This window comes from Paraherbaspirillum soli (assembly GCF_042654985.1).
Taxonomy (GTDB): domain Bacteria; phylum Pseudomonadota; class Gammaproteobacteria; order Burkholderiales; family Burkholderiaceae_D; genus Paraherbaspirillum; species Paraherbaspirillum soli.
Genome location: NZ_JBHSMT010000026.1, coordinates 275,785 through 287,843, shown reverse-complemented (window position 1 = coordinate 287,843; position 12,059 = coordinate 275,785). Strand labels below are relative to the sequence as shown.

At 59.7% G+C, this 12,059-nt stretch carries 11 protein-coding genes; 10 read left to right on the top strand and 1 reads right to left on the bottom strand.

What is annotated here, in order from left to right; all coding sequences use genetic code 11:
• The first annotated feature begins 1 nt into the window (after nt 1).
• From ACFPM8_RS15125 to ACFPM8_RS15080, 10 genes are all read left to right on the top strand, one after another.
• A complete protein-coding gene (locus tag ACFPM8_RS15125) occupies nt 2–325 on the top strand; it encodes a hypothetical protein (protein WP_378998438.1) in 324 nt (107 codons plus the stop codon).
• Between the two features lie 78 nt (nt 326–403).
• Nucleotides 404–1,645: an AAA family ATPase gene (locus ACFPM8_RS15120; RefSeq protein WP_378998436.1), complete on the top strand. Its 1,242-nt coding sequence runs from the start codon at nt 404–406 to the stop codon at nt 1,643–1,645.
• A 60-nt stretch (nt 1,646–1,705) separates the two neighbouring features.
• Entirely contained in the window at nt 1,706–3,079 is a 1,374-nt protein-coding gene (locus ACFPM8_RS15115; protein ID WP_378998434.1) for a CpaF family protein, read from the top strand.
• A gap of 13 nt (nt 3,080–3,092) precedes the next feature.
• Nucleotides 3,093–4,070: a type II secretion system F family protein gene (locus ACFPM8_RS15110; RefSeq protein ID WP_378998432.1), complete on the top strand. Its 978-nt coding sequence runs from the start codon at nt 3,093–3,095 to the stop codon at nt 4,068–4,070.
• A 232-nt stretch (nt 4,071–4,302) separates the two neighbouring features.
• Nucleotides 4,303–5,253, top strand: a complete 951-nt coding sequence (locus ACFPM8_RS15105) for a type II secretion system F family protein (protein ID WP_378998430.1) — start codon at nt 4,303–4,305, stop codon at nt 5,251–5,253.
• A gap of 38 nt (nt 5,254–5,291) precedes the next feature.
• Nucleotides 5,292–5,804 (top strand): TadE/TadG family type IV pilus assembly protein, encoded by a 513-nt coding sequence (locus ACFPM8_RS15100; RefSeq protein WP_378998429.1) that lies wholly within the window; start codon nt 5,292–5,294, stop codon nt 5,802–5,804.
• Nucleotides 5,801–6,403, top strand: coding sequence for a TadE/TadG family type IV pilus assembly protein (locus tag ACFPM8_RS15095; RefSeq protein ID WP_378998427.1), 603 nt, complete (start codon nt 5,801–5,803; stop codon nt 6,401–6,403). The genes ACFPM8_RS15100 and ACFPM8_RS15095 overlap by 4 nt, the downstream gene beginning before the upstream one ends.
• Nucleotides 6,404–6,422: 19 nt before the next feature.
• Complete coding sequence (locus ACFPM8_RS15090; protein WP_378998425.1) at nt 6,423–7,817, top strand: VWA domain-containing protein; 1,395 nt, start codon at nt 6,423–6,425, stop codon at nt 7,815–7,817.
• A 33-nt stretch (nt 7,818–7,850) separates the two neighbouring features.
• Entirely contained in the window at nt 7,851–9,050 is a 1,200-nt protein-coding gene (locus ACFPM8_RS15085) for a LytR C-terminal domain-containing protein (protein ID WP_378998423.1), read from the top strand.
• Nucleotides 9,051–9,169: 119 nt separating this feature from the next.
• On the top strand, nt 9,170–9,397 hold the full coding sequence (locus ACFPM8_RS15080; RefSeq protein ID WP_378998421.1) for a hypothetical protein: 228 nt from the start codon (nt 9,170–9,172) through the stop codon (nt 9,395–9,397).
• Nucleotides 9,398–9,447: 50 nt separating this feature from the next.
• Here ACFPM8_RS15080 and ACFPM8_RS15075 read toward each other — a convergent pair whose 3' ends face one another.
• On the bottom strand, nt 9,448–11,901 hold the full coding sequence (locus tag ACFPM8_RS15075; RefSeq protein WP_378998420.1) for a PepSY domain-containing protein: 2,454 nt from the start codon (nt 11,899–11,901) through the stop codon (nt 9,448–9,450).
• Nucleotides 11,902–12,059: the final 158 nt, after the last annotated feature.

Here is a 12,059-nt window from a genome sequence, read left to right as displayed (position 1 = left end):
CATGAAGATGGACAAGAAGACGGACAGAAGCGCGCATCTGATTCCGTGGCATGTCATTGTTGCCGCTACCTCCTTGCTGACGCTGGCCGGCTGCGTATCGCTGACGCCCAACCTGGATAGCCAGTTCGGCAACAGCGTCAATCTGCTCAAGGCGGAGCAGACCATCGCCCCGAACGCCTCCGCCAACACCGCCGCAGTGCGTATGGACGGACAAGCGGCACGGGAGGTCGTCGATCGCTATTACAAATCGTACAAAGCGCCGACGCCGCAGCCGAACGTGTTCGCCATCGGCGTCGGCGGCAGCAGCAATGGCGGCGGGCCGTAATCGGCGTCGACAACCTTCGGCCAACAAGCCGCGGGGAAGCAGCGAGCATAAACGTTCTTGCATAGCAATGAGGAAAACATGAACAAATCCATGCAATCAAGCGCAACGCCAGAAAACCGCGACAAGGCGAGCGGCAACGACGCCTTGCGCATCACGGTGGTATCTCCCAACAAACAGCATCTGGACGAGATCGTGCGCGTACTGGGCGATGCCGCCGGCAGCGCCAGCGTCTCCACCATCGAAGGCAAGCTGAATCAACACGGCATGCTGACCTCGGTACTTCCCGTTCAATCCGTGCCGGACATCCTGATCGTCGACAGCGCGTGCGACGGCCGTGCCGATCTGGCACCACTGGAGCGGCTCGGGCAGGTCTATCCGAACATGGCTTTCATCGTCTTGTGCGAACAGCAATCGCACGATTTTTTGATCCAGGCAATGCGGGTCGGAGTGCGTGAGGTGTTGCCGTCGCCGGTCAATGCCGACGCGCTCAAAGCGGCGATTGAGCGGCTCCAGCACAGATTGGATTTTTCACCGGCGACCGCGGGCAAAGTACTCGCCTTCATTTCCTGCAAAGGCGGCAGCGGAGCGACTTTCCTGGCGGCCAACCTGGCCTATGCGCTGGCGGCGCAAAGCAGCAAGAAAGTGGCCTTGTTTGACTTCAACCTGCAGTTCGGCGATGCACTGTTGTTCCTGTCGGAACAGAAGCCGAGCGCGACGCTGGCGGACGTGGCGCGCGGCATTCATCGACTGGACCCGGCCTTCCTGGCGTCGAGCATGATCCATGTGGCGCCGAACCTGGGCGTGCTGGCAGCGCCGGAAGATCCGGCCCACGGCATCGCGGTCCTGCCTGAACACATCGAAACGCTGCTGAAGATGGCGCGCAGTCAATATGACTTCATCATCATCGATGCCGGCCGCAGTCTCGATGCCCAAACCATCACTGCACTCGATCAGGCGGACATGATCTTTGCAGTGTTGCAGATTACTCTGCCGTTCATACGCGACGGCAAGCGGTTGCTGGATGTTTTCCGCACGCTCGATTACCCGAAGGACAAAGTCCATCTGATCGTCAACCGCTTTGAAAAAGGCGGCGATATTGCGCTCCATGACCTGGAGCAGACGCTAGGCAGCAAGGTATTGCGGACCATCCCCAATCATTACGAAGCGGCAGCCGCTTCGGTGAATCAGGGCATACCGATCAACAAACTATCCCGCAACAGTCCCATCGCCAAGGCATTGAATGAATGGAGCGAGCAGCTTTTGCGCGAACCTGAACCAGAAAGCAGCAGCTGGCTGACGCGCGTGTTCAAGCACGTTTGATGAGCAACGGGCAATACTGACAGGTCCTGCCGCAGGTCATCAGCATCGGGGAGAAACATCATGTCTTTGCGCGAACAGTTGGGCACGAATACTAGCGGGATCGGAGTCGGCAGCGCCGCCGCCGCGCACCTGCATACCAAAACCGTCGACAACCACACCTACCGCGAATTAAAGACTCGCATCCTTGCCACCCTGCTCGACCGCATCGACCTGCAAGCGATGGAAAGCCTGACCCCGCCTCAGCTCAGGGATGAATTGAAAAAACTGGTGGAAGAATTGCTGAGCGCGGAAAAAGTGGTGGTCAACGAACACGAGCGCAAAAACCTGGTGCGTGACATCCAGTACGAAATGCTCGGTCTCGGACCGCTCGAACTGTTGATGGCCGACCCCGCCGTTTCCGACATCCTGGTCAACACCTACAAGCACGTGTACGTCGAGCGGTTCGGCAAACTGGAAACCACCGATGTCTGCTTCAACGACAATGCCCACTTGATGAAGATCATCGACAAGATCGTCTCGCGCGTGGGACGCCGGGTGGATGAATCGAGCCCGATGGTCGATGCGCGCCTGCCGGATGGCTCGCGGGTCAACGTGATTATCCCGCCGCTGGCGATCGACGGCCCGCAGATGTCGATCCGCCGCTTTGCCGTCAAGCCGTTGACGATGGACGACTTCATCCTCTACCAGAGCCTGATTCCAGCCATGGCGCAAATGCTCGGAGGGCTGGTCAAAGCCAAGGTCAACATGATCATCTCCGGTGGCACCGGCAGCGGCAAAACCACGCTGTTGAATATTCTTTCCAGCTTTATAGGCGCCGCCGAACGTATCGTCACGATCGAGGATGCGGCCGAACTGCAGTTGCAGCAGCCGCATGCGGTGCGACTTGAATCGCGGCCGCCGAACATCGAAGGCAAAGGCGAGGTCACGCAACGCGCGCTGGTACGCAACGCCTTGCGCATGCGCCCCGACCGCATCATCCTGGGCGAGGTGCGCAGCGCGGAAGCAGTCGACATGTTGCAGGCCATGAATACCGGACACGACGGATCGCTGGCGACGATCCATGCCAATACGCCGCGCGATGCACTGACCCGGCTGGAGAATATGATCGGACTGGCCGGCATGAACTTGCCCACCAGGGTGGCGCGGCACCAGATCAGTTCGGCCATCACGGTTGTGATCCAGATCGCCCGACTGGCGGACGGCAAACGCAAGCTGGTCAGCATCCAGGAAATTACCGGGATGGAAGGCGACATCATTACGATGCAGGAGATCTTCGCCTTCCGGCAAACCGGCATTACCGGCAACGGCGCAGTGGCTGGACATTTTTGCGCCACCGGCGTACGGCCGCACTTCGCCGAGCGTTTGCGGGTGAATGGCATCGAGCTGCCGGATGTGCTGTTCGACCCGGTCCGGTTGTACACGGTCAAAACCTGAAGCGGGGCCAGCCATGGACTATCTCTTCATTTTCTTTGCGGTCGCGATCTTCATTGCCGTGGTGCTGTTGGTCGAGGGCCTCTACGTTTCGTGGAACAGCTCGCGCGGGCCGGAAGCAAAACGGATTGCGCGGCGCTTGCGCATCATGTCGGCCGGCGCACAAAGCGGTCAGGAAGATGTGTCGATTCTTAAAAAGCGGCTGCTGAGCGACGCTCCTGCCATGCAACGCCTGCTGCAGCAGTTTGTGCGCTTGCACTCGCTGGACCGTTTGCTGGAACAGTCCGGTTTGACGCTCAATGTGTCCCAGTTCTGCCTGGCATCGCTGGCATGCGGTGGCGCAGTGTTCGCGCTGCTGCTGTTTGTGTCGGGTCAGCTGTTCGTTTCGCTGGTGCTAGGACTTGCGGCAATCGGGCTGCCGCTGCTGCTGGTGATGGGGAAGAAAAGGAAGCGGCTGGCGCGGATCGAAGAGCAACTGCCTGCCGCGCTCGACCTGATGAGCCGCGCGCTGCGTGCCGGTCACGCTTTTTCATCGGCGCTACAGATGGTCGGCGATGAAATGCCCGATCCGATCGGCAGCGAATTCCGTACCGTGTTTGATGAAGTCAACTATGGCATCCCGATGCAGGACGCGCTCAAAAGTCTGTCTACCCGCGTGCCCGGCACCGATGTCGGTTACTTTGTGGTGGCGGTGCTGATCCAGCGCGAAACCGGCGGCAGCCTGGCCGAACTGCTGGGCAGCATCGCCAGCATCGTGCGCGAGCGCTTCAAGCTGTTTGGCCAGATCAAAGTGCTGTCGGCCGAAGGCCGTTTATCGGCCTGGATCCTCAGCCTGTTGCCGGTTGGCCTGGCGGCGGTGCTGCAAGTCGTCAATCCTGATTTCTTGAAAGTGCTGTGGACCGATCCGATTGGCCGACAGATGCTCGGCGTGGTCGCAGTGATGATGGTGGTCGGCGTGCTCTGGATGCGCAAGCTGATTCGCATCAGGGTGTGAGTAAGGCGGAAAAGCGCAGCTCTTGCAGGGCGCGTATCCGCTTGCAAGCGGATACCGTTGCGCAGGCGGATGGCATGCCATCCGAAACCCCTGCTTCACCCTTCCACCGTTTGAGATGCGTCAAACACGTGCGGCACATCAATGGCGGATAACGCTGCGCTCATCCGCCCTACTTGTTACAGACTTTGTGTAAGCAAATTTTGAACAGGTTCTGGAACGAAAGGACAACACCATGCCCGCGATCTACCTGTTTTCCCTGGTCGTCATTTTCTTCGCCGTGTTCGGCATCGTCATGCTGTTGCTGCACTACCTGACGCCCAACGTGGTTCAGAAGCGCTTGCAACTTTATACGGAAGGCGCGGTGACCGGAACTGGCGCAGTATCGGCCAAACCGACCGATACCTGGGTCGCCACGATTGCCAAACTATCGAGTCCTTTTGCAAAACTGGCGGCCCCTGAGGAAGGCTGGGACAAGTCGGCGCTACGGACCCGTTTCATGAATGCCGGCTTTCGCGGCGAGCATGCACCGATCATTTATTTTGGCCTCAAGACGCTGCTCGCCATTGCATTGCCGATCCTGCTGTGGCTGCTGCTCCTGGCGTCGGGTACCAGCCTGAGTTCCGAGTTCCTGATGCTGTACCTGGTGCTGGCCGCAGCGGCGGGTTTTTATTTTCCCAATCTGGTGCTGGCCCGGATAGTGGCGGCGCGCCAGTTGGAAATTTTCGAACACTTTCCCGATGTGATGGATTTGATGACCGTTTGTATCGAGGCCGGCTTGGCGATGGATGCGGCTTTTGCCCGGATTGCGGAGGAAATGGCATGGACCACCCCGTTGCTCAGCGAAGAGTTGCATCTGGTCACGCTGGAAATGCGCGCCGGTAACAGCAAGGAAAAGGCGCTGCGCAATCTGGCGCTGCGGACCGGCGTGGATGACGTCGATGCGCTGGTCGCGATGCTGATTCAAGCCGAGCGTTTCGGCACCAGTATTGCCGATTCGCTGCGCGTGCATTCTGATTCGCTGCGCACCAGACGACGCCAGATCGCCGAAGAAACTGCTGCAAAAATTGCACTCAAACTGCTGTTCCCATTGATTTTCTGTATTTTTCCGGCGCTGCTGCTGGTGGTGCTCGGCCCGGCAATGATCCAGATCTATCGCACCCTGCTGCCGGGGCTGGGTACTTAATGAGCGGTTCCGGATGGTGCTGAAGATGGAGGTTGTCGATGTTGGCGAAAATACGCGCTGGAAAAAGAAGGCAGGAGCGCGGCGCGTCGGTAGTCGAGTTCGCGTTGATCGCGCCGCTGTTTTTCCTGTTGCTGTTCGCCGTGTTTGATTCCGGCATCATGTTCTGGGTCAATCTGACCATGCAATATGCGGTCCGGGAAGGCGCGCGTTACGCCGTTACCGGGCAGTCCAATCTCGATCCGAACCAGTTGGCGCAGCAACGTTACCTGGCCGTGATCCAGGAGATCAAGAATAACTCGCTGGGCTTGTACGACACGCTCAACCCGGTCATCACGATCACCAATTACGGCAGCGACGGCAGCAGCAAAACTACCCAGACTTACGACCCCAAAAATCCGTCCTCCACCATATTCGGCGGCCCCGGCGACATCGTGGTGCTCCAGCTCGACAATTGCACCTGGTCGAACCTGACCGTGCTGGCGCCTTTTTTCCCGAACCGGAAATACCAATTCAATGTCGCCGCCACCATGCGTAATGAAGCCTTTCCATGAACCGCCAACAACGACTACGCCCCGCCTGCGCCGGGATCGCCGCAATCGAGTTTGCCCTTATCTTGCCGCTACTGCTGCTGTTGGCGCTGCCGATAGTCGACTTGGCGCGCGCCATCCAGGCCAACATGATCCTGATCAATATCAGCCGGGAAGGCGCCAATATCGCGTCGCGCAGCGCACAACTCGACAGCGTCTCCAGCCAGAATGTGATGAATGCGCTGGCCGCGACCACGCCGCCGCTGGACATGAGCAAACAGGGCATGGTGTATATCACCAAGGTCATGGGGCATCTGCAGGCAGGCGTCGTCAGGAACGTGATCCTGGAACAATACCGCTGGACCGGCAACCCGGGCTATGCCCCGGCCAGCACGGTCTGGACATGCGCCAGCTGGGCCAACGATGGCAGTTGCAGCGGCATCCCGGCCAACCCCGACAACGCCGGCACCGCCAATACCATGACCGGACTGCTGGCTGACGGCGACGTGGTCTATGCGGTCGAAGCCTTTTACAATTTCAACACCATGTACGCCGGCTTGAATCTGGGATTCGGCAAGCTGCCAGCGATCGGGCCCAATCTTTACTCGAAGACCATATTCTGACTTTCTCTCAGGAGTTGTCATGAGAACGTGCAAGGCAGCAAAACAACAAGGCCAGGTCTTGTTTATCGTTGCTCTTTCCATGGTCGTGCTGCTCGGCACGCTGGGCTTGGCCATCGATTCCGGCATGGGATACATCAGCAAGGCCAAGTTGAATGCGGCAGTCGATTCCGCCGTTATCGCCGCCGCCAGGGCGGTGACGCAGGGCGCCACCCAGGCCGAGCAGACCGCCAACGCGCAACAGGCGGCACGGAATTTTTTCAGCGCCAACTACCCTAACAATTTTCTCGGTTCCAACCCGGTATTTCCCGACCCCACGGTGACCTTCAACGGCGGCCAGGTGACCATTGATGCCTCGGCCACCGCCACCGTTCCGGTCTCGTTGATGGGAGTAATGAACTTCAAGTTCCTGAATGTAGCTGCCAGCGCGCAAAGCGTCAGGAAGGATCTCGACCTGGCGTTTGTGGTGGACACTACCGGCTCGATGGCGGTTGATCCGACCGTGCCGCCCAAAGTGCGGACCAATGCAAAATTATTCCTCACCAAGTTCAATCAAACGCTGGACCGGATAGCACTGATCCAGTTCGCCTACGGCGCGGTGGTGCGGGACCCGTTCAAACCGGTCCTGAGAGGCTTCGACATCAACAGCATGAACACGCATATCGACGCCTTTAATTTTGCCGGCTCCACCAACTCGGCGGAAGGAGTCTGGCAGGCGCGCGATCAACTCAACAATGTCATCGCCCCGACCAAACGCTCCAGCCTGCGCGTCATTGTTTTCTTTTCCGACGGCGCGCCGAACTCCTTCGCCTCCTATTTCACTTTTAAAACGCCGGCCGACTGCATTTCTGCCGGTACCCTTTCCACCGGCGACCAAACAACGCCGAACTGGCCGGCCGGCCTGCGGCATGATGACCAGATCAACTCCCAGCTGCCGTTGAAATGTTGGCAGAACGCGAGCATTGTCAATACGACGAACACCAGCTACATCACCAAACTCCCTGACTGGTACAACGCGCATAACCCATTGAATCTTCCGGCCCTGCAGGAATTCCCGGTGGTAACGGCGACGCCGCGCGTGGTCACCAACGACACCAGCACGCAAACCAATGCCTGGCGCAATGTGAACCGGGCATCCAGAAACCTGCTGGAGGCAATGGCGGCCAAATCGAGAAACGAAGGCGTGTATGTGTTCACGCTCGGCCTCGGCCAGGAGTTGACCATACCGGAGGGCGCAGACGGTGAAATCGGCGAAAACGTGCTCAAGTGCATGGCCAACACAGCCGATGCCTTGCCGCGCTGCGTCACCGCCGGCGCCGGCCAACCGGTCGGCCTGTATTGCCATGCGGTCGACGCCAATGGATTAAAACCTTGCTTCGACAAACTGGCGTCGGCCATTCTGCGCATCACCAAGTGAGCGGCATCGCCGGCGAATAAAAGGGGAATCACCATGAACAAGATTTTCTTGCTGTTGCCGCTGGTATGCGGCGTACCGGCGCTGTCAGGCTGCAGCAGTGCCATCCCACGCACCGAAAAGGCAATGCGCGTCCAGCCGGTATTGAGCGTCCGCAATTCCGACAGCAGCGCGCGCGGCTTCTATCAGTTGGGCTTGTACTATCAAGGCCAGAATCGCTTGGAGCCGGCGGCCGATGCCTACCGCAAGGCGCTGGCGCTGCAGGGAAGCTATATCGAAGCCCACAACGCACTCGGGACGACTTATTCGCTACAGGGAAAATTCGACCAGGCGATTGCCGAATTTCAGCTGATTTTGCAAACCAAACCGCAACTGGCGCACATTTATAACAACCTCGGCTACACCTACTATTTGCAACAGCATTTCGGCGAGGCGATAGCCGCCTACGAAAAAGCGATCGCACTGGATCAGAGCAATCCGAGAACCTACAACAACCTGGGGGCGGCATATGCCAAGCTGGGCGAGACGGAAAAATCACGGCTGGCAATCGCCCGCAGCGTCGCATTGAACGCGCACCATGCCGAGGCCGCCCCAGCCGCAAGCACCAACGCAGACATCGAAGCCGGCGCTGCGCTGGCGCTGACCCAAGATACGGGCAGTGTTGCGCTGCCCCCTCTGACCAGCGGCGCATCGGTGGCTATGGGCAGCGACACGATTGAGGTCGCCGCCTCCGCAGAGCACGCGCAAGACGGCCGTGCCCCTATCGCCCGGGCCTTGCTGCAGTATGAAAGATGGGGCCAGCGGCTAGACCCGGCCACGCCCATGGCCCCGATCCAGGCTATGTCGCCCGCTATCCACCGCAGCACGCGTGACGGTAAAACATTCCGGCTCGAAATCGCCAACGGCAACGGCATCGCCGGCCTGGCCAGGAAAGTCAGCGATACGCTTGCCAGCCACGGCTTGCCGATCTCCAATCTGATTAACCTGAAACCCTATCGCCAGCAGAAAACATCGATCCAGTATCGCAAGGGCTTCCGTGACGAAGCGCTACGCCTGAGCCGCAAATTGCCCACTTCTCCCAGCCTGGTCAGCAACGACCATTTGCGCGATAGCGTGGACGTGCAGCTGATTCTGGGGAAGGATGTCACCAGCCTGGCGGCGCTGTCCGGAGCGGATGCTGCAACCGTCATACAGTTGTCTGGAAAAATGCTGGCGGAGCAAGATAAGGGGCATTGATGCGGCGGCGACGCGGATGAATTCCGTTGCAAAAACCTGTGAAAAATATGCTATCGTTCTTTTCCTTTTGGAAATAAACATCCCTGTTTTTCACTCCTTGCCACCAATCAGATAGCCCCATGAAAACAACCATTATTTGCGCGCTTACCTTACTCACCTTATCTGCTTGCGCAGCCCCTGAGACCGAACCGGAGAACGTGTCCCCACGCGCGGAAGCAAGCTACACCACTGGCAGCAATCTCCCGAGAAAGATCGCCAAAAAGGACTCAAGCGTGCAAGTCATCTCTCCCGCCGATGCGGCAGACATGCAAGGCTTCACGTATAGGCCTGCGGCCAAAAACAACTAAGCTGCGGCGATGGTGGGAGGCAGGTCATGACGACAACCTCCCTTCATGACTTAGTAGATGTCGCGCCGATAGCGCCCTGCCGCGGTCAAATCGTCCAGCATCGCGCTGCCGAGAATGTCAGCCAGCGCCGCATCCACCCCAGCCGCCATGCCATCCAGGCTGCCGCACACATAAATCAAAGCGCCATCGTCGACCCAGGCCCGCAGCGCAGCGGCAGCGGCTGGCGTGCGCAACTTGTCCTGGACATAAATGCGCTCCGCCTGATCGCGTGAAAACGCCAGATCGACCCGCTCCAGAAAACCGTCCGCCTGCCAGCGCTCGATCTCATCCCGATAGTGAAAATCATGAGTCCGGTTGCGTTCGCCAAACAGCAGCCAGTTGCGCCGATGTCCGTTGCGCACCCGCGCTTGCAGGTGCCCGCGCAAGCCGGCCAGACCGGAACCGTTGCCGATGAAAATACAAGGCGCATCCCCCGCCGCCAGTTCGAAACCGGGATTGGGCAGCAAACGCATCTCGATCACGCTGCCGAGCGGCATCCGTTCGGTGAGCCAGCCCGAGGCCAGCCCCAGGCCATGCGCATGCCTGACCTGGCGCACCAGCAAATGCATGCGGCCGGCAGCCGGGATCGACGCGATCGAATAGCGGCGCGCTGCTGGTAGTGGTGGCGGCGAATGATCCCCAGATGTTGGCAGCGAATGCTCAGGCGCATGACGCGGCACGATTTTCACCAAGCCGCCGGAAAGCCAAGCCGGCGTCGACCGGTCCGCGGCCTCGAATTCAAGATGAAACATGGCGCCGCCCTGGCTGCCGGGATTCAAGCAGCGCCTTTCGCTCAAGCGCCATGCGCTGTACGACACCTGCTCCTGCATGCTCGCTGCAAGCTGACCATCGGCGATCCCGGCCAAGCCGCCCAAGGCCTGCTGCCATTGCTTCAGCGCCGCAGCAGCGGCAGCCGGGTTGCCATGGTCCAGTTCGATCATCGGAAACAAAACGCGTGCGCCCTGCCCGCTCAAGCACTGGACCAGGCTATGCGCGAAGCCGCAAAATCTTTGATAATGCCGCTCCCCAAGCGCCAGCACGGCGTACTGCATATGACCGAGGCCGCTGCCGGCCTGCTGCGCCAGCTGCCGGGCGAAGCGGCGCGCGCTATCGGGCGGATCGCCGTCGCCGAAGGTACTGACCACGAACAGCACCCGCTGGTAATACCGCAAGCGCTCGGGAACAAGCTGAGCCAGCGATTGCACTGCCACCGGCATTTCCGCCGCCTGCAACGCGGCGGCCGTGCGCAAGGCCAGCCGTTCCGACTGCCCGGACTGGCTGGCGAAAGCGACCAGGATCGTATCCTGCACGCGGTCGTGCGCCGCCGCGGATGAACCCAGTTGCGCACGCTCGGCCAGCACCCTGCGTTGCTTGCGGCGGCGATCCAGATACAGCATCCAGCCGCTGATGCCGAACAGCGGCAAGCCGCCGCCGGCCAGCATCATGACGATCCGCCCCGGCCAGCCGAAATACGTCCCCACATGCAGCGGATAGACGCTCGCCAGCAAGCGGCCGGCCGCCGTCTTGTCGGCATACCGTTCATGCAGGGCGACTTGGCCGCTCGACGGCTGCACCGACATCCGGTTGCGCGCCTGCTCATGGGCCGGATCGGGATCGAGATAATTGATCTGGACCGGCTGGCCGAGCTGTTCCGGCAACCGCAATTGGGCGCTGCTATAAGCGCCCCCTGTCTCCCGCAAAAACACGCTCCAGGTTAATGTCAGATCGGTGGGCACGCTAGGACGCGGCGCCGCCTTTGCCAGCTTCTTCGGCGCCCCCTGCGGCGCTGATTGCCCGGCCAAAAAGTCCGCCGCCTGCTTGAACCAGCCGAAGGCGAAATACATCCCGGTCAGGCTGAACAACAGATACACCAGCAACACCCAGGTGCCGAGCACCGCATGCAGATTCCATAAAAGCGAGCGCCCGCTCAAGCCGAAATCCAGCTTGATCCAGTTGCGCCACGCCAGCGGCCGACGCGGCCAGCGCAGGTACAAACCGGACAGCGCCAGCACCAGCAGACATAGCGTGGCGCTGCCGGTCAGCACCTTGCCCAACTCGCTGGACGCCAACAACCAGCGGTGCAGCCGCTCGACGAACTGGAAAAAATCATTACCCTTTAATCGCGCCAGCAAAGCGCCGGTATAGGGATCGACAAAACGCGTTTCACCGCGTCGCACTCCAGGCGGCGGCGCCAACATGATGCGCGCCGATGCGTCGGCCTCACGCGACACCCGCACCGACACCACGCGCATATCCGGCTCGGAAACTTGCAACCGCGCCAGCAACTCGGCCGGCGTCAACAGCGCTGCTGCACGCGGCGCCACATGCATCACAGCCGGATTAAACAGATCCAGGAACTCGTCGCTAAACGACAGCAAAGCCCCGCTCACCCCCACCACCATCAACACCGATCCCGCAGTAATGCCGAGCAGCCAGTGCAGTTGAAACCAGATTTTCTTGAACATGTTTATTTTCAGGCGTGACGGTGCTTCGCGGGATGGAAGCAAGCGGGAGTCGGAATTTTGGGTCCCGGCATTATAGCAATTGAATCTAAATGGTAATCATTATTATTTGTGTGTTTTGATCTTCGACTGTGGGGGAAGAACCCGCCTCTGTAGTGTGT

What these genes read in the sequence shown, in the direction of transcription:
- ACFPM8_RS15095 (WP_378998427.1), top strand. Translation starts at nt 5,801, where the DNA reads ATGAACCGCCAACAACGACTACGCCCCGCCTGCGCCGGGATCGCCGCA.
- ACFPM8_RS15120 (WP_378998436.1), top strand. Translation starts at nt 404, where the DNA reads ATGAACAAATCCATGCAATCAAGCGCAACGCCAGAAAACCGCGACAAG.
- ACFPM8_RS15100 (WP_378998429.1), top strand. Translation starts at nt 5,292, where the DNA reads ATGTTGGCGAAAATACGCGCTGGAAAAAGAAGGCAGGAGCGCGGCGCG.
- ACFPM8_RS15075 (WP_378998420.1), bottom strand. Translation starts at nt 11,901, where the DNA reads ATGTTCAAGAAAATCTGGTTTCAACTGCACTGGCTGCTCGGCATTACT.
- ACFPM8_RS15090 (WP_378998425.1), top strand. Translation starts at nt 6,423, where the DNA reads ATGAGAACGTGCAAGGCAGCAAAACAACAAGGCCAGGTCTTGTTTATC.
- ACFPM8_RS15115 (WP_378998434.1), top strand. Translation starts at nt 1,706, where the DNA reads ATGTCTTTGCGCGAACAGTTGGGCACGAATACTAGCGGGATCGGAGTC.
- ACFPM8_RS15125 (WP_378998438.1), top strand. Translation starts at nt 2, where the DNA reads ATGAAGATGGACAAGAAGACGGACAGAAGCGCGCATCTGATTCCGTGG.
- ACFPM8_RS15085 (WP_378998423.1), top strand. Translation starts at nt 7,851, where the DNA reads ATGAACAAGATTTTCTTGCTGTTGCCGCTGGTATGCGGCGTACCGGCG.
- ACFPM8_RS15080 (WP_378998421.1), top strand. Translation starts at nt 9,170, where the DNA reads ATGAAAACAACCATTATTTGCGCGCTTACCTTACTCACCTTATCTGCT.
- ACFPM8_RS15110 (WP_378998432.1), top strand. Translation starts at nt 3,093, where the DNA reads ATGGACTATCTCTTCATTTTCTTTGCGGTCGCGATCTTCATTGCCGTG.
- ACFPM8_RS15105 (WP_378998430.1), top strand. Translation starts at nt 4,303, where the DNA reads ATGCCCGCGATCTACCTGTTTTCCCTGGTCGTCATTTTCTTCGCCGTG.